The following is a 17,117-nucleotide window of genomic DNA, read 5'->3' as shown; positions in this document are numbered from 1 at the left end:
TCGTTCAGCACGCGGAAGAGACCCCCGCGTTCAGCGCTCGGGCCAGGGCGTTGCGGGTCTCGGCGACCCCGTGCGCATCCGTGCCGACGACCTCGACCTCGTCGCAGTCGTGGAGCGCTCCGACGAGGAGGCACGCGGTCCAGCTGCTGCAGCGTTGGGCGGCGCCGATGTCGACGCGCGCCACCGTGCCGGGCGAGAGCCGCTCAACGCCGCCGTACTGCTGCGTAGGACTCGGCAGTTCCACGGAGCCGTAAAAGACGCGGAGCCGGATGTGGACGACGCCGCGCACGGCGGGGCCCCGCCCGGCCGTCGAAGCGACCAGACGAGGGCGGCCGTTACCGTGGCGGGAGGTCACCCGAGGCTCACGGTGATGTGGACGACGAACGGCGCCTCGGGTGGCGTGTCCGGGAGAAACCGGGGAAGCGTGGCCCTCCTCGCATCGCAGGTCTCAGCGACCATGCGGCGAACGGAGGCGGCAACCTGGTCGGCGAACTGTCGATGAACCTCGTCGACGTAGGCAGCCAGCGGCGCCCGCCAGCTCTGTCCCATCGCAGTCAGACGGTTGTGCATCGCGGCGAACTGCCCACCGACGGAGGTGATGGCTACCATGGCGGTAGCTCCTTTCATCTTGTGAGACGTCGCCCTCGGGACCCAGCCGGCAAAAGCAGGCCCGGGGGTTTCGTCGTCTGGTGGTTGGGGCGGGGCCCCTCGCGGTCGTCGGTGCTGGAATCACCGGCGCATACGCGAGGGGTCGTTTCATGCGCCCCGGAGAGGGCGGATCACCGCCGATTCCCCAACCCTGCAACCGCATTGGATATGCGATGGCATGGCGTCTGAGCTGGGACTATGTGGACCTGATGCACATTGCTGCTCAGCCTCGGATTTCGAGGGAGCGGGCGCGGTCTCGGCCGCGTAGAGCAGGTCGAGCAGGTCCCGCGTCGGCACCTTCAGCTTCCGGCCGAGGGTGAGCACTCGGGTCGCCTGCCACTCGCCGCGCCGAATCTGTGCGTACACGGTGTCCTTGTTGACGCCGAAGATCGACGCCACCGTCGGGACGTCGGTGACCGGGCCGAGTGCCTCGATCGCCTCGCGGGTCCATGCCGTCATCAGGCTGACTCCCGTCGCTCGCCGATCTGGAGATAGGCCAGCGCCTCATCCCGGTCGTAGCGCACGAGCCGGGGCCCGTGCTTGCGAGGGGTGGGGCCGATGCCTGCACGCGCCCACCGCTCCAGGGTCCGCACGCTGACGCCCACGAGCTCCGCGGTCTGGGCCCTGGTCAGAAATTGTGCTGTCACGGTCGACAAACCCCTTCCGATCGTCCGTCATGGTCGATCGCTGAGGCTCAGTATGGGTGTCGCGTTGTGGGTGGTCAAGTCGCGCCGTGACGGATTAATGTGCTGTCATGGCACTTTCCGCGAATGAGTGGGCGGCGCAGATCGCCAGGCAGGTCGGCCAAGGGATCGCGCACTACCGGCTGCAAGCCAGGGACGTCCAGGGGCGCAAACTCACGGCGCAGGCCCTGGCCGACCGCTGCGCCGCCCTCGGCCTTCCCATGGACCGAACGGTCATCGCCAAGCTGGAGAAGGGGACGCGGCAGACCATCACCGTCGGCGAGGTGCTCGTTCTCGCTCGCGCCCTACAGATCCCACCCGTCGAGCTGCTGTTCCCCATCGGACGCCAGGAGAACACCGAGGTCTTTCCCAGCGAGGTCGTAGACACCTGGTCCGCCGTGCGGTGGTTCACGGGTGAGACGGAGATGATTCCGCAGTCGCCCTACGACAACGAGGCCAAGCGCCAGGACAACGAGATTGTGGAGCTGTTCCGGAGACACGATCGACTGACTGACGATTGGTGGACCCAGCGCGACCGACTGGCCACCATCTCGGCAACGCGGTCCGAGTCCCTGCATCGATACCGAACCGAGCCGGACCCCGGGGCCGTCGACGATCACATGATGCGGCTCGCCACTGATCGACTGCACGAGATCGAGGATGAGATGCGCGCGCTCCGCCGCGAGATGACCGACAGGGGTCTGAAGCCGCCGGCGCTCACCTCGGCGACCTCGTTCCTGGCCGATTTGCCGTCGCCCAGCGCACCAGGGTTCCAGGTCTCCTCTATTCCCATGGAGCCGCTGCCGTCTGAGACGACGGAGCCCAAGGCGAAGAAGTCACCGGATCACACAGAGGGGGATAACGAGTGAAGCCGTACAAGGCCTGTTCATGCCGCGACCCGGAAACGAAACGACTCCTCGGCAAGAAGTGCCCGCACCTCAGCAAGAAGGGACACGGCGGCTGGTACGCCCGGTACGAGGCGCCGAAGACCGGAGAGGGGAAGCGGCGGCAGCCGCGCATCGGCCCGTACACCACCGAGACGGAGTGCAAGAAGGAGCTGGCGAAGGTGCTCGGCACCGCGGTCAGCCCGAAGGCGCACGACGAGCGGAACACCACGCTCGCGGCCTACCTCGAACGCCGGTACGCCTGGCGGGTATCCGAGGCGGAGACCGGCGAGGGCCTGGCGAAGTCGACGCTGGAAGCCGAGCGCGAGGCGATCGACCTGTACGGGAAGCCGGGGCTCGGACACATCAAGGTCGTCGACCTCACCGACGAGCACTTCCGTGAGCTGTACGCGGCCATGCGGAAGCTCAACCGGCCCGAGGAGAAGGGCGACCGCACGGAGATGCTGCGCCGGCTGAAGGAGGTGCGGGCCGTCCGGCACGGCAAGAGGCTGCACACCCGGCCGATCTCCGAGAGCCGCATCCGGCGGGTTCACGCGGTCCTGCACGGCGCGCTGACCGACGCGGTGAAGCTGTCCAAGATCCGGCCAGACAACCCAGCTGACGGGGTGTGGCGGTCGAAGGGCGGCAAGAAGAAGAAGGGCCGCATCAAGCCGCTGCTGTGGACCGACGAGCGCGTCGAGCAGTGGCTGAAGACCAGCGTCGTCCCGGCGAAGGTGATGGTCTGGACGGCCGCACAGACCGGCAACTTCCTCGACTTCGCCGACGCCTCCGAGGAGCGGCTGTACCCGGCGTTCCATCTCACCGCGTACTACGGCCCGCGCCGCGGCGAGTTGGTCGGTGCCGAGGAGCAGCACCTCAGTCTTGAGCGGGGCCGGCTGCACATCCTTCAGTCGCAGTCGGATGACGAGCTGGACGACACCAAGAGCGAGGCCGGCTGGCGTCAGGTGCCCCTCGACCCGGAGACGGTGCGCGTCCATCGGGCGTGGCACAAGCGGAAGCTGGAGGAGCGTCTCCGGTGGGGTGAGCTGTACGAGGACTCGGGGCGCGTCTACTGCTACGAGGACGGCAAGGAGCTGAAGCCTGAGTACCTCTCCAGCCGCTTCAGCATCCTGATCGAGCGGCACGGCAACATCCGCGCGAGGGCGGCCGAGAACTGGCCGGTCGAGCGGATCGCCCGCAAGTACCGGACGACCGAGGCGGCCGTCGAGGTGGCCCTCCTGCTGCCGCTGCCCCCGGTCCGCTTCCATGATCTGCGTCACGGTGCGGCCACGATGTTGCTCGCGGCTGGCGTGGACGACAAGTTCGTATCGGAGGTGCTCGGCCACGCGTCGGTGTCCTTCACGAAGGACGTGTACGCGGTCGTCGCGGAGGAGATGGCGGCCGACGCTACGCGCCGGATCGCGGCGTTCATTCCCCGCCAGAATCGCCCTTCAGCGGTTGGTGCCATCACGGTGCCATCTGGGGGCTGAAACTGCCCCTGAACGCGACTCAGGGAGCCCAGCCTCATTGGGCCGAACTCCCTGGTCAGGTGGCGGAGGCGGAGGGATTTGAACCCTCGATGGGATTTAAGTCCCAAACCGCATTAGCAGTGCGGCGCCATAGACCGGACTAGGCGACGCCTCCAGCACAGCCGCCCGCGCGAGCGCGAGTGGTGCGTGCAGATGATGACACAGTCGAGCGTGGTGTCACCAATCGCCTCCCACGGTACTAGGCAGGCGGGCCGCAGGGCAAAGCCCTTCCCCCGCCCCCGGGCCTGGTGCCGCAACCGGTCGGAGCGGGGCGCGTTAGTCAGGTCATGCTCCAGTCCTCCCGGCTCGCCCGGCTCCTCGTCCTCGGCGCGTCCACGCTCGCCGCCGCCGGTTCCGTCACCGCCGTACCCGCGGCCGCCGCGGCCTCGGCCACCGGCCACACCCGTATGCCTCCGCCCGCCCGCGACGACGACCGCACCGGCGACCACCTCACCGTCACCGTGCGGAACGCGGGCGGCGGCAAGGACGGGACCTTCGAGCTGTACTGCCATCCCGGCGGCGGCACCCACCCCGACGCCGGCAGCGCGTGTGCCGCGCTCGACCGGGGCACACGGTGGGGCAAGGACACCTTCGCCCCGGTACCGGACGGGAGCATGTGCACGATGCAGTACGGCGGGCCCGCCACCGCGCATGTCACCGGCACCTGGGCCGGGCGGCCGGTCAACGCGTCGTACGACCGCAGCGACGGCTGCCAGATCGGGCGCTGGGACCGGCTCGTACCGCTTCTGCCCGACATGGGCCGGTAAGCAGGCGGAAGCTGGCGGAAGCTGGCGGAAACAGGGCGTCCGTATGAGCCCCGCGCGGGCGGGCACACACATGGGCACGCGGGCGGGCGCACAGACAGCCATGCAGGTGGGCACGCAGGTGGTCGCGCATACGGGCACACGTTCTACTTCACTTCGTCGTGCGACCTCCCTCTCATCCGGGGCCCCCGGCACAACCGCTGCCCTTAGACTCCCTCGCGTGACACGTCGCGGGCCGGTTGGCAAGATGGCCCGAGCGGTCGGCAAGGTGCGGTAACAGGGAGGAAGCGTCTCGTGAGCAGCAGGCCATCCCGAGGCGCTGCTCGCCTCGCAGCCATACTCGACGCGCTGCCCGACGCGTTGGTCCTGGTCAACGCCAACGGGACCGTCGTGAACGCCAACACCATCGCGCTCGAAGCGTTCGAGGCGCCGGGTACGGCATTGGTCGGGCGCGGGCTGCTCGATCTGCTGCCCGAGTTCGACTCCAGGCTGATCCCGGGGTCCATGCGGCGGCCCGATCACATGGATCCGCGCGGGCAGACCAAGCCGACGCGGATGATCGCGCGCCGGACCGACGGCATCGAGTTCCCCGTCGAGGTCACCAGCGCCAACCTCGAGAACGGCCAGCAGGCCTACGACAGCTACGGCTACGGCGGCGACGAGCTGCTGATGCTCGTCGTACGGGACCTCACCGGGACCGTCGACACCGAGGCCGAGCTGGCGCGTTCGCAGCGGCAGACCGAGATGATCCTGCGTGCGGCCGCGGAAGGGGTCGTGGGCACCGACACCGACGGGCGGATCGTGCTCGTCAACCCCGCCGCCGCGCAGATACTGGGCTACCGGGCCAGCGACCTCGGCGGCCGCGAGCTGCACGACCTCATGCTGCACTCCCGCGCGGACGGTACGCCGTTCCCGTACGAGGAGTCCCCGCTCGCCGACACCCTGCGCTCCGGGCGCAAGCACCGGGTGCGCGGGCAGGTGGTGTGGTCGAAGAAGGGCGAGAAGGTCTCCGTCGACCTGACGACCGCGCCGGTGCGGGACGGCGACCAGCTCGTCGGTGCCGTCATGACCTTCACCGACCGGCGGCCGTACGACCAGCTCGCCGAGGAGAAGGACGCCTCCGACAAGCGGCACGCGGAGGAGCTGGAGCGGCTCGCCGAGGACCACGCCTCCGAGCTGACCGCCCTGCGCCAGCAGCACGTCCGCGAGGTCGAGGAACTCCAGGAGCAGCACGAGGAGGAACTCGCCGCGGGTGAGGAGCGGTACGCCGCCCTGGGCGAGCGCGAGAAGGACCGCTACGAGGCTCTCGCCGGCCGGCACGAGCAGCTCCTGACGCTCCTCGGTGCCTCCCTGCGCGGCCCCCTCGACGAACTCCGCCGCGAACTCGCCGCCCTCGCCGCCGACGACGCCGGACAGCTGTGGCCCGAGGCCAACCAGGTGCTCCACCACCTGTCCGCGGGCTATTCGCGGATCACCCAGCTCATCGACAACGTCCTCGCCTACCAGCGCCTCGACTCCGGCACCGACGGCATCACCCGTACGAAGGTGATGCTCGACGCGGTCGTCGCCGCGGGCGTCGACGGGGCCGTGGAGCTCATCGGGCCCGGGCGCGTCCAGTTCGCCGTGCACGCCCCGCCCATCGAGGCCGAGGTCGACCCGCAGCTCCTCGCCCGTGCCCTCGCCCATCTCGTCGCGGACGTCGCCGGCGTCGACGCGACCGGCAACTCGCCCGTGTCCGCGGGCGGGTACATGGACAACACCGTCGTCGTGGCGGCGGCGCAGCGCGGCGAGGTCGTACGCATCGAGGTGCGCGGGCCGTACGCCGGTGGCGACCCGGTGCACGAGCCGATCGTGCGCGGGATCGTGCGCGCCCACGGCGGTGTGCTCCAGACGCACGAAGTGCCGGGGATGAGCGGCAACGCGTACGTCCTCGAAGTGCCCATCGGCGGCGGGGCGGGGGCCGTTCCGGCACCCGGCCCGGCCGCGATCGAGGCACCGCCCGCCGGAACCGACGGCGGGGGCGGCCGACGGCGGGCGCGGCAGTCGTCCGTCGACGCGTTCCTGGAGAGCGGGGACGAGCCGGAGCACGGTGCGGGTGACCCCGGTTCGGGTGCGGGTCCCGGTTCCGCTTCCGGGTCGGATTCCGGCTTCGGTGAGTCCGACGGGGCCGAGGGTGTACCCACCGGTCGCCGCAGAAGGCATACGGCGGTGGAGGCGGCGCCTGTTCCGGCGCAGGCCTCCGTCGAGTCCGGGAACGGGCTCGGGAACAACGGGCTCGGGAACGGGGACGGGAACTCGTCGGCATCCGGGTCCGGCGGTACTGGGCGGCGGCGCGGGCGGCCTGCCGAGGGTGCCGGGGTGGACGGTGCCGGAGGGGGCGAGGGGGTCTCCGAGGGGGCCGTCGTCACCGCCGCCGAGTATGCCGCGGGCACCGCGGCCGTGGGGAGCGGACTGGGCGGGACCGTACCGCCGCAGGGCATGCCCGCACCCGGCGGAGGGCGTCGCGCCCGCCGTGACGATGACTCCGCCGCATCCGGCGCGCCCGGCGCTGTCGAACAGCACGCGCTGCCGCCCGCGCTGCCCGCGGTGGCGTCCGGCGAGCCCGTCGGCGAGAACGACGGTGCCCAGCCGACCGGGCGCCGGCGCCGTGCCCTGGCCGCCGCCAACGAACGCGCCGCCGCGCAGGAGGCCGCGCCCCGCTCGGTGTTCGCCCTGCCGCCCGCCGAGGCGGACCGGGGCGACGACGGTACGGCCGGACAGGTCGCCGTCGCGGGGCAGGTGGGGCAGGCAGGACAGGGGGCGGGGCAGGTCGGCGTACCGGCTCAGGTTCCCGCGCAAGTGCCCCCGCAGGTGCCCCCGCAGGTTGCAGGACAGATCGCCGGGCAGGTTCCGGGCCAGGTGGCTGTGCCCGGGCAGGCGGCCGGCGCTCCCGTTGCCGTACCGGCGCAGGTGCCCGGTGCTCAGCCCGCCGTACCGCTTCCGGGGCAGGCCGCGGCCGCGGCCGGGCTCGTCGACGACGGGCGGCACGACGCCGTGCCGCACGACCAGGCCGACGATCACACGCCGCCGCAGCCGCATCCGGCGAACGCGCCCACGGGCCGCCGTCGACGGGCCGTGGCGCAGCCGGCCGAGGCCGGGGGGACGGCCGGGCAGGGGATTCCGTCCCAGGCTTCGCCCCCCGCGACCGTCGCCGCGCAGCACCCGCAGAACCCGCAGAACCCGCAGCAGGGCACCGGCCAGACCGCGCTGCCCGCTCAGGCACAGGCCTCGACCCCCTCGTCCGGTCTGACCGCCGCCGGTCAGCCGCTTCCGGCCGAGGCGGCTCCCGGTCAGGCGCCGCAGCAAGTCCCGCAGGGGACACCGCAGCAGGCACCGGCCGCGCAGCCGTGGCCGACCGCCGAGGGCGTCGGCCCCGTACCGGCGAACTCGGCGCAGCCCGTGGGCACTCCGGTGCCCGGCACGCCGTTGCCTCCGGCGGCGGCCGCGCGGGCGGCGCAGCCGTTGCCCGCGGAGGCCTCGGCCGCCGCAGCCGCGCCCGTCGACCCGAACTCGACGCAGGGGCGGGCGATCAGCGTGCGGACGCTGGGGCAGGGGGTGCCGTTCACCCGGCAGGCCGCGCAGGTGCAGCAGCCGCAGCCGACGGCGACGCCCGCGCCGCATCAGCCGGGCGGTGGCGGCCGTCGCCGCAAGCTCGGCACGCCGCCCGACCCGGCCGCCGGGCGCCCGCATCCGACGGGCGAGCAGACACCGGCACAGGCACAGGCACAGCCGTCCCTGGCCGGGCAGTCCCGGCTCGCGCAGATGACGGAGGGCACCGGACGGTCGTACGCCATAGGCGCCCCGGACGAGAACGCCGACGAGGGGCCCGAGCCGCTGGACGGTCCCGGTGGGGCCGTCGAGGTGGCCGACCCGCCGCGTCCGCAGCCGATGGACGACGAGCTGCCGCCGGAGCCGCTGGACAACCCGCGGCGGCTGCTGGTGTGGCCCGCGCCGGACGTCACCACGCAGCAGGCGCTCAGCGACCGCGGCTACCGGCCGGTCATCGTGCACTCCCGCGAGGAGGTCGACGCGCAGATCGCCGCCTTCCCCGCCGCGCTGTTCGTGGACCCGCTGACCGGGCCCATCACCCGGACCGCGCTCCAGTCGCTGCGGCAGGCGGCGGTGGCGGCCTCGGTGCCCGTGATGGTGACGGCGGGGCTCGGACAGGCGACGCGCGAGGCGGCGTACGGCGCCGACCCCGCCGTACTCCTGAAGGCGCTGGCGCCGCGGGACAGTGAGCAGCATCCGCCGCGGGTGCTGCTGATCGAGGAGCACGCGGAGATCGCGCTGGCGCTGACCGCGACGCTGGAGCGGCGCGGGATGCAGGTGGCGCGGGCCGCGAGCGACGCGGACGCGGTGACGCTGGCGGGGCAGTTCCGGCCGAACCTGGTCGTGATGGATCTGCTCCAGGTGCATCGGCGACAGGCCGGAATCGTGGACTGGCTGCGCGCGAACGGGCAGCTCAACCGCACCCCGCTCGTCGTCTACACCGCCGCCGTCGACCAGGCGGACCTGCCGCGGCTGGCCTCCGGCGAGACGGTGCTGTTCCTGGCGGAACGGTCGACCAGCGCCGAGGTGCAGGCACGGATCGTGGATCTGCTGGCGCGGATCGGCACCAACTGAAGCCTGATGAGGTTCAGTTGGTGCCGATGAGGGTCTGCTAGAGCTTGGTGACGTCCAGCGTTCCTTCCGCGTACTGCTTGCGGAGCACCTTCTTGTCGAACTTGCCCACGCTCGTCTTCGGGACCGACTCGATGACCGTCCAGCGCTCCGGGAGCTGCCACTTGGCGATGTGGCCCTCGTCGGCGAGGAAGGCGCGCAGGGTCTCGAAGGTCGCGGCGGAGCCCTCCTTGAGGACGACCGTGGCGAGGGGGCGCTCGCCCCACTTCTCGTCGGGTACGGCGACCACGGCGGCCTCGGCGACGTCCGGGTGGGACATCAGCGCGTTCTCCAGCTCGACCGAGGAGATCCACTCGCCGCCGGACTTGATGACGTCCTTGGCGCGGTCGGTGAGGGTGAGGAAACCGTCGGCGGAGATGGTGCCGACGTCGCCGGTCTTCAGCCAGCCGTCCTCGCTGAACTTGTCGGCGGGGCGCAGGGGTTCGGCGTCCGGGCCGTTGTAGTAGGCGCCGGCGATCCAGGGGCCGCGGACCTCCAGCTCGCCCGCGGACTCGCCGTCCCAGGGGAGGCGCTCGCCGCCGGGGCCGCTGAGGCGGGCCTCGACGCTCGCCGGGAAACGGCCCTGGGTCAGGCGGTACGCGAACTCCTCCTCCGTGCCCACCACATGGGCCGGCGGACGGGCGATGGTGCCGAGCGGGGAGGTCTCGGTCATGCCCCAGGCGTGGCAGACCCGCATGCCCAGCTTGTCGAAGGCCTCCATGAGGGAGGGCGGGCAGGCCGAGCCACCGATGGTGACCTGGCCGAGGGAGGAGACGTCCCGCGGCTTGGCGGTCAGCTCGGCGAGCAGGCCCTGCCAGATGGTCGGGACGGCGGCCGCGTGCGTCGGCTTCTCGCTCTCGATCATCTCGGCGAGCGGCGCGGGCTGGAGGAACCGGTCCGGCATCAGCAGGTTCACGCCGGTCATGAAGGTGGCGTGCGGCAGGCCCCACGCGTTGACGTGGAACTGCGGGACGACCACCAGGGAGATGTCCTGGTCGGTGAGGCCCATCGACTGGGCCATGTTGACCTGCATGGAGTGCAGATAGATCGAACGGTGGCTGTACACCACGCCCTTGGGGTCGCCCGTGGTGCCGGAGGTGTAACACATGGCGGCGGCCTGCCGCTCGTCCAGCTCCGGCCACTCGTACGCCGTCGGCTTCCCGGCGATCAGTTCCTCGTACTCGTGCACCTGAACGCCGGCGGCGCCCGCGAGCCCGGAACGGTCACCCGGCCCGCTCACCACCACGTGCTCGACCGTCTTGAGATGCGGGAGCAGCGGGACGAGCAGCGGCAGCAGCGAACCGTTGGCGATCACGACCCGGTCGGCCGCGTGGTTGACGATCCACGCCAACTGCTCCGGAGGCAGCCGGAGGTTGAGCGTGTGCAGCACCGCGCCCATGGACGGGATCGCGAAGTACGCCTCCACGTGCTCGGCGTTGTTCCACATCAGCGTCGCGACCCGCTCGTCCCCGGCCACGCCCAGGTCGTCCCGCAGCGCGTGCGCCAACTGAGCCGCACGGGCACCGATCCCGGCGAACGACCGCCGGTGCGGCTCGCCCTCACCGGTCCAGGTGGTCACCTGCGATGTGCCGTGGATCGTGGACCCGTGGGCCAGGATCCTCGAGATCAGCAGCGGTACGTCCTGCATGGTGCTCAGCACGGCGTCCTCCCGGGGCGACATTGCCTACGCGGTAGTAAGGGTTGGGCTGATTCTGCGCACATACCGCGTGGTATGTCACTAGGGCCGGGTGATCGATCACGTCACGTTGCGTTCACATCCGCCGACCGCGAGGACAGATCCTAGGTCTGCCGGGCGAGCCCCAGCTCCGGGTCCTCGCGCAGCTTGCCCAACGCCCGTGACACCGCCGACTTCACCGTGCCCACCGAGACCCCGAGCACCTCGGCCGTCTGGATCTCGCTCAGATCCTCGTAGTACCTGAGGACGACCATCGCCCGCTGCCGGGCCGGCAGCTTCATGATCGCCCGCCACATCGCGTCATGCAGCGCCTGCTGCTCGGCGGGGTCGTCCCCACCGGGCACCGGCTCGGGCTCCGGGATCTCGTCGGTCGCGAACTCGTCCACCTTGCGCTTGCGCCACTGCGAGGTGCGCGTGTTCAGCAGCGCCCTGCGCACATAGCCGTCCAGCGCCCGGTGGTCCTCGATCCGCTCCCAGGCGACATAGGTCTTGGTGAGCGCGGTCTGCAGCAGGTCCTCCGCGTCGCTCGGGTTCGCGGTCAGCGACCGGGCGGTACGCAGCAGCACCGGCTGGCGGGCCCTCACATACGACGAGAAGGAGGGGTACGTCGCATACGGGCGGGTCGGCCTCGCCGTTACCGCGGCCTCCGAAGCGCTGGTGCAGACGGGTGTGGTCATGGCTCCACGCTAGGAGCGAGGGTGCCTCCGGCTCATCGGCCGCAGGTCCCGAAGACGACTCCGCCTCAGGTTGTAGGGGTGGGGGTGGCTCCACCTCCTGAGGGTGGACGAGGGAGGGGCGACTACTACGGGATGACCCCTGAGGGGTACGCCCCCGCGCACGACCAAGTCCGCCCCCGGCGCCTCAGCCGTCCTCGCTGAGCACCAGCCCCGACGTCGGCACCCCCGTGCCCGCCGTCACCAGCACCCGGGCCGCGCCGGATATCTGGTTCACCGCCGTCCCCCTTATCTGACGCACTCCCTCCGCGATGCCGTTCATCCCGTGCAGATACGCCTCCCCGAGCTGCCCCCCGTGCGTATTGAGCGGCAGCCGATCCCCCGCCACGAACTCCGCCGCCTCCCCCTTCCCGCAGAACCCGAACTCCTCCAGTTGCATCAGCACGAACGGCGTGAAGTGGTCGTACAGAATCCCCACGTCGATGTCGGCCGGCCCGAGCCCCGACGTGCGCCACAGCTGGCGGGCCACCACGCCCATCTCCGGCAGGCCTGCCAGGTCGTCGCGGTAGAAGCTGGTCATCTGCTCCTGGGCCCGGCCCGCCCCCTGGGCCGCGGCGGCCACGAGCGCCGGTGGGTTCGGCAGGTCGCGGGCCCGCTCGGGAGTGGTGACGACCAGGGCCTGTCCCCCGTCCGTCTCCTGGCAGCAGTCCAGAAGACGGAGCGGCTCGACGATCCAGCGGGAGGCCGCGTGGTCGGCGAGGGTGATCGGGCGGCCGTGGAAGTACGCCGCCGGATTGGTCGCCGCGTGTCTGCGTGCGGTGACCGCCACCTGCCCGAACGCCTCCGGAGTCAGGCCGTGGGTGTGGAGATAGCGCTGCGCCGCCATCGCCACCCAGGACGCCGGGGTGAGCAGCCCGAACGGCAGCGACCAGCCGAGCGCGGCCCCCTCCGCCGAGGGCTCCCGGTGCTGCACTCCGGAGCCGAAGCGCCGCCCCGACCGTTCGTTGAAGGCGCGGTAGCAGACCACCACCTCGGCCACGCCCGTCGCCACGGCCAGCGCCGCCTGCTGGAGCGTCGCGCAGGCCGCGCCGCCGCCGTAGTGGACGCGGGAGAAGAAGGACAGCTCGCCCATCCCGCAGGCCTGGGCCACCGTGATCTCCGGGTTGGTGTCCATCGTGAACGTCACCATCCCGTCCACGTCTCCCGGCGCCAGCCCCGCGTCGTCCAACGCGGCCCGCACCGCTTCCACGGCCAGCTTCAGCTCACTGCGGCCGGAGTCCTTCGAGAACTCGGTGGCCCCGATACCGACGATCGCCGCACGACCGCCGAGGGAGTCCCGGGCACGCACGCTCATGCGGGGCCTCCTTCGGAGGAGTGGGGCGCGTTGGAGGGGCGGGGGGTGTCGGAGAGGTGCGGGGCATCGGAGAAGCTCGCGGCATCGGACAGGCGTCCGGCGTCCGAGGGCAGCGTGACCGTCACCGTGCCCGTGACGTGTCTGCCGATGCCGTTCTCCCCGATCACCCGGACCGTCGCCGTCTCGCCGTCGACCTCCTCGACCGTGCCCCTCAACACCATGGTGTCTCCCGGGTAGTTGGGGGCGCCGAGCCGGATGGCGACGCGGCGCAGCTCCGCCGTCGGTCCGAAGTGGTCCGTGATGTACCGGCCGACGAGCCCGTTGGTCGTCAGGATGTTCATGAAGATGTCCGGCGAGCCCTTCTGCCGGGCCAGTTCGGCATCGTGATGGACGTCCTGGTAATCGCGGGAGGCGACGGCGCCGGCGACGATCAGCGTGCGGGTCACCGGGATCTCCAGCGGCGGGAGTTGCTCACCGAGCTCCATGGGACCCCTCCTCGTGCGAAGCATCCTCGGCGCGGAAGACGGGGAGCACCAACTCCTCGTCGTACTCCTTGAATTCGAGCCGCACCGGCATGCCGATCCGCACCTTGTCGTACGGCACCCCGGTCACGTTGCTGATCATCCGCACGCCCTCCGTGAGCTCTATCAGGCCCACGGCATAAGGGGGTTCGAAGGCCGGGAAGGGCGGGTGGTGCATGACGACGTACGAATGGACCGTGCCGGTGCCGCACGCCTCGACGGTGTCCCATTCCGGGTGGCCGCAGGTGTTGCAGCCGGGCAGCCAGGGGTGGCGGAGCGTCGAACAGGCGGTGCAGCGCTGGATGAGGAGGCGGTGTCGGCGTACGCCTTCCCAGAAGCCGGCGTTGTCGCGGTTGATGACGGGGCGGGGGCGGCGGGGTGCCGTGTCCGATTGCTGTTGCTGCCGGTCCTGCAATCCCGGCCGTTCCTGCCCTCCCGGCCGTTCCCGTCCTTCCTGGTGTTCCTGTCCTTCCTGACGTTGCCGCCCTTCCTGTCGATGTTGCTGTTCCCGTCGCGCGGGGGCGTACTTGAGGATGCGGAAGCGGTGGGTGCCCGCGAGGTCGGGGCCGACGCGGATGTCCATGCGGCTGGTGACGAAGTATCCGGTGCCGAGCTTGGTCGTCTTGCGGGAGGAGACGGACTCGATCACCGCGTCGAAGGTGATCTCGTCACCGGGGCGCAGGGGACGGACGTACTCCTGCTCGCAGTCGGTGGCGACGACCGAGGTGCAGCCCGACTCGTCGAGGAGGGTGAGGAGTTCGTCGTAGGCGGACGAGCGGCCCGTATGTCCGGAGAGGCCGCCCATGGTCCAGGCCTGGAGCATGGTGGGCGGGGCGATGGCGTCCGGGCCGGTGTAGGCCGGGTTGGTGTCGCCCATGGCCTCGCACCAGTGCCGGATCATGGGCGCGTTGACGGGGTCCTTGCCGGTGCCGGAGACGGCGGCGGGCCGCCCCTCGTACGCCTTGAGTCGCTTCTCCAGTTCGTCGTCGTCCATGGCCTCCCCCAAGTCCCCTCTCTCGCCCTCGTCGTCCCTGTCGCCCCGCCCGTTGCGTATCGACACTTCTGGTACACCGCAGCCGCCGCCGAGGTTCCCACTCTCTCCACGAAGATTTCTGACTGTCCGTCAGATCCTGTGCACTGTCAAGACAGCCGGCCCCCGCACAAACGCCTGCGCGGCGATGCCGGAGCACCGCCGCGCAGACGCCTCACACCCCATGAAGCACACCCGCTCGGAGACCGGGGCCGTTGCCGGAGCAGTGGCCCCTCAGCTCACCACCACAGCGGCGTGAAGGTGATGGACGTGTTGTCGTTCCCCTGGTTGATGGCCGTGAACGCGGAGCCGTTGACCTGCGCGGTGTTGCTCTGGTTCGAGGCGCCGGAGCCGACCGCGTTCTGCTGCGTGGTGGACGAGTTGCCGTTGTTGGTGCCACCGACGCCGCTGCCGACGATGCTCGCGACACCCGCGTTCGATCCGTCGTCCGCGAAGCCGCCGTTGTCCGCCGTCGCGACGCCGGTGAAGAGCGCGGCGGCGAGCGGGAGGGCGGAGACGGCGGCGATGACGCGGGCGGTACGGATGCTTGCCATGTTTCTTCCTCCAGAACCCGGCTTCTTGCCGGAAGTACGTCAAGTAAGGCTGTTTCCAAGGCAGTTGGCCGACCGCCTCGGAGTCGTTCACGACGTCGCGAGACCAGAGTTGCCCACCGAATCCCCGGCGAACCAGCCCGGAAGCGGCTATTCCCCCTGAAGCGTGAGGACAAGTCGATAAACCCCTTTCCCGACCTTGATCAGCAGGTCAGGATGGTGCTGACAGAACGGACCAAGCGCCCCAAGAGGTGAAGCGTTCCGGCGCTTTTCCGGCCAACCAGCCCCGCCCGGCGAGTCGCCCTGGAATACACTTCCCTTTTTCGAACACTCGTACGAACATAGAGGTATGGCCACCACAGACCGGCAGGCCACGACGCTGGCCCTAGCCCACGCCCTGTCAGCCGCCGAGCGCGGCCTGGCCGTCATCCCTCTGTCCCGGACGAAGCTCCCGGCCCTGCGCTCCCCGCACCGCGACACCCCCGACCCGGCCCCCTGCCACGGCGAGTGCGGCCGCTTCGGCCACGGGGTCTACGACGCCGCCACCGACCCCGCCCGGATCCGCGCACTGTTCGCCGCCGCCCCCTGGGCCACGGGCTACGGCATCGCCTGCGGCCTCCCACCCCACCACCTGATCGGCGTCGACCTCGACACGAAATCCGACACGGACTCCTCGGCGGCCCTGCGCGAGCTGGCCCTACGCCATCTGTTCACGATCCCCGCCACGGTCGTCGTACTGACGCCGTCCGGCGGCCGCCACCTCTGGCTGAGCGGCCCGCCCGACGTCGTCGTCCCCAACTCCGCCGGCCGCCTCGCCCCCGGCATCGACATCCGAGGCGCCGGCGGCTACCTGGTCGGCCCCGGCTCCCGCACCGACCACGGCGTCTACGAAACGGCGCCCGGCACCGCCCACCTCGCCCCGGCGGCCTGTCCACCGGCCCTGCTCCGGCTCCTGCTCCCCCCGCCCCGCACCCATCACCCCACGCCTCCGTCGGCCGGCGACCACGGTCAGGGCCTGGTCCAGTTCGTCCTCGCCGCGCACGAGGGCCAGCGCAACACCCGCCTCTTCTGGGCGGCCTGCCGCGCCTACGAGGACGGCATCGGTCCCACCCTCGTCGACCCCCTCGTCGACGCGGCCCTCAACACCGGCCTCACCGAACGGGAGGCCCGCGCGACGATCGCGTCGGCGGCGCGGATGACGGGGCACCGGCCGTCGTAGGGCACGGCACGCGCGCGTGAGGCGCGCACGAAGGCACGTAAGACACGTGAGCAAGCCACGTGAGCAAGGCCCGAAAGCAAGACCCATGAGCAAGGCACGTACGAACTGGCGTCGGCCGTGAAATTCAGGGGAGCTCGATGCACCACCGCCCTAGAGTGCCGACCATGTCACTGGCCCGCCTCGTCCTCGCCTCCGGCCGCAGCGTCGACCTCTCCGAGCTGCGGCTCTCCTCCACGTACGGCGGGATGCTGGAGGGTTACCCGTGCCGGGTGGTCAACGAGATGAAGATCAAAGGCCTGTTGCGCTTCGCCGCGCGGGAGTTCCCCAAGTCGCCGGTCCACCTCGTCCCGCCCCCGCGTGAGTATCCCGACCAGTACGCGGGAGCGTTCGGTCCGGTGGAGGTCATCCCGTCCGTCGCCTGCGTCGGCAACTTCCGCTCCCACGCCCTGAACCCGACCCACGACCCGGTCCTGTACCGGTCGTTCCTGACGGTCGTCTGGTTCCAGCCCACGACCCGGGTGCCGTCGGGCTGCGACGCGGAGGACGACCTGCGGGATGTGGCGTGGGACGAACTGGCGGAGGACTTCGAGCTGTAGGGGAGGAAGTTCGTAAGGGGCAGGTCGCCCATGGAGGCGGGCATGGGCGGCAGGGGAACTTGGGGCGCGGGCGTCATCATCGTCTGCTGGTCGGCTTCCTGATTCCCTGAGGGGTTCGTTTACGCGAGCCCCCAACGGGCAATCACGTCATTCCAGGCGTACGGGCCCATGCCGTGCCCTACTGTGTGGCCAGCTTGAGGAGCGGTGGCCGGGGGCGCGCACGTTGTACGGGGTGCCCGGTTCGGGGGTGCGGTGTGGCTGGTGTCGGGC

General features: G+C 71.1%; 16 protein-coding genes and 1 tRNA gene. 6 read left to right on the top strand and 11 right to left on the bottom strand.

Features of this window, described 5'->3' with window-relative positions; translation table 11 throughout:
* Positions 1–4: 4 nt before the first annotated feature.
* From ABZ928_RS12335 to ABZ928_RS12320, 4 genes are all read right to left on the bottom strand, one after another.
* Positions 5–355 carry a hypothetical protein gene (locus tag ABZ928_RS12335; protein ID WP_361517352.1) on the bottom strand — a complete coding sequence of 117 codons (351 nt, stop codon included), beginning with the start codon at positions 353–355 and terminating at the stop codon, positions 5–7.
* Positions 352–609, bottom strand: a complete 258-nt coding sequence (locus tag ABZ928_RS12330) for a hypothetical protein (RefSeq protein WP_361517350.1) — start codon at positions 607–609, stop codon at positions 352–354. The genes ABZ928_RS12335 and ABZ928_RS12330 overlap by 4 nt, the downstream gene beginning before the upstream one ends.
* 147 nt (positions 610–756) lie before the next feature.
* A complete protein-coding gene (locus ABZ928_RS12325) occupies positions 757–1,107 on the bottom strand; it encodes a helix-turn-helix domain-containing protein (RefSeq protein ID WP_361517348.1) in 351 nt (116 codons plus the stop codon).
* Positions 1,107–1,295, bottom strand: a complete 189-nt coding sequence (locus ABZ928_RS12320; protein ID WP_361517347.1) for a helix-turn-helix domain-containing protein — start codon at positions 1,293–1,295, stop codon at positions 1,107–1,109. The genes ABZ928_RS12325 and ABZ928_RS12320 overlap by 1 nt, the downstream gene beginning before the upstream one ends.
* Before the next feature lie 107 nt (positions 1,296–1,402).
* Here ABZ928_RS12320 and ABZ928_RS12315 point away from each other — a divergent pair, with 107 nt between their 5' ends.
* Both ABZ928_RS12315 and ABZ928_RS12310 read left to right on the top strand, forming a co-directional pair.
* A complete protein-coding gene (locus tag ABZ928_RS12315; RefSeq protein ID WP_361517345.1) occupies positions 1,403–2,200 on the top strand; it encodes a hypothetical protein in 798 nt (265 codons plus the stop codon).
* Entirely contained in the window at positions 2,197–3,705 is a 1,509-nt protein-coding gene (locus tag ABZ928_RS12310) for a site-specific integrase (RefSeq protein WP_361517343.1), read from the top strand. Before ABZ928_RS12315 ends, ABZ928_RS12310 begins: the two co-directional genes overlap by 4 nt.
* Before the next feature lie 60 nt (positions 3,706–3,765).
* On the opposite strand, the gene ABZ928_RS12305 is transcribed toward ABZ928_RS12310, so the two are convergent.
* A tRNA-Ser gene (locus ABZ928_RS12305) sits at positions 3,766–3,859 on the bottom strand.
* Between the two features lie 172 nt (positions 3,860–4,031).
* On the opposite strand from ABZ928_RS12305, the gene ABZ928_RS12300 reads away from it, so the two are divergent.
* Together ABZ928_RS12300 and ABZ928_RS12295 are read left to right on the top strand one after the other, a co-directional pair.
* Positions 4,032–4,511 (top strand): SSI family serine proteinase inhibitor, encoded by a 480-nt coding sequence (locus tag ABZ928_RS12300; RefSeq protein WP_361517341.1) that lies wholly within the window; start codon positions 4,032–4,034, stop codon positions 4,509–4,511.
* A gap of 291 nt (positions 4,512–4,802) precedes the next feature.
* Complete coding sequence (locus tag ABZ928_RS12295) at positions 4,803–9,170, top strand: PAS domain-containing protein (RefSeq protein ID WP_361517339.1); 4,368 nt, start codon at positions 4,803–4,805, stop codon at positions 9,168–9,170.
* Between the two features lie 37 nt (positions 9,171–9,207).
* Here the strand turns inward: ABZ928_RS12295 and ABZ928_RS12290 are convergent, their stop codons facing one another.
* The 6 genes from ABZ928_RS12290 to ABZ928_RS12265 form a co-directional block, all read right to left on the bottom strand.
* Complete coding sequence (locus ABZ928_RS12290) at positions 9,208–10,887, bottom strand: long-chain fatty acid--CoA ligase (RefSeq protein ID WP_361517337.1); 1,680 nt, start codon at positions 10,885–10,887, stop codon at positions 9,208–9,210.
* 119 nt (positions 10,888–11,006) lie between these two features.
* On the bottom strand, positions 11,007–11,579 hold the full coding sequence (locus ABZ928_RS12285) for a SigE family RNA polymerase sigma factor (RefSeq protein ID WP_361517335.1): 573 nt from the start codon (positions 11,577–11,579) through the stop codon (positions 11,007–11,009).
* Between the two features lie 184 nt (positions 11,580–11,763).
* Complete coding sequence (locus ABZ928_RS12280) at positions 11,764–12,930, bottom strand: lipid-transfer protein (protein ID WP_361517334.1); 1,167 nt, start codon at positions 12,928–12,930, stop codon at positions 11,764–11,766.
* Complete coding sequence (locus ABZ928_RS12275) at positions 12,927–13,415, bottom strand: MaoC family dehydratase (RefSeq protein WP_361517332.1); 489 nt, start codon at positions 13,413–13,415, stop codon at positions 12,927–12,929. The genes ABZ928_RS12280 and ABZ928_RS12275 overlap by 4 nt, the downstream gene beginning before the upstream one ends.
* Entirely contained in the window at positions 13,402–14,445 is a 1,044-nt protein-coding gene (locus ABZ928_RS12270) for a bifunctional MaoC family dehydratase N-terminal/OB-fold nucleic acid binding domain-containing protein (RefSeq protein ID WP_361517330.1), read from the bottom strand. The genes ABZ928_RS12275 and ABZ928_RS12270 overlap by 14 nt, the downstream gene beginning before the upstream one ends.
* Before the next feature lie 275 nt (positions 14,446–14,720).
* Complete coding sequence (locus tag ABZ928_RS12265; RefSeq protein ID WP_361517328.1) at positions 14,721–15,035, bottom strand: hypothetical protein; 315 nt, start codon at positions 15,033–15,035, stop codon at positions 14,721–14,723.
* A gap of 346 nt (positions 15,036–15,381) precedes the next feature.
* Here ABZ928_RS12265 and ABZ928_RS12260 point away from each other — a divergent pair, with 346 nt between their 5' ends.
* Positions 15,382–16,251 carry a bifunctional DNA primase/polymerase gene (locus ABZ928_RS12260; RefSeq protein WP_361517326.1) on the top strand — a complete coding sequence of 290 codons (870 nt, stop codon included), beginning with the start codon at positions 15,382–15,384 and terminating at the stop codon, positions 16,249–16,251.
* Between the two features lie 164 nt (positions 16,252–16,415).
* A complete protein-coding gene (locus tag ABZ928_RS12255) occupies positions 16,416–16,847 on the top strand; it encodes a hypothetical protein (protein WP_361517324.1) in 432 nt (143 codons plus the stop codon).
* Positions 16,848–17,117: the final 270 nt, after the last annotated feature.

Source organism: Streptomyces sp. NPDC046909 (assembly GCF_040644695.1).
Taxonomy (GTDB): domain Bacteria; phylum Actinomycetota; class Actinomycetes; order Streptomycetales; family Streptomycetaceae; genus Streptomyces.
This window is presented reverse-complemented; position numbering and strand designations above follow the sequence as displayed.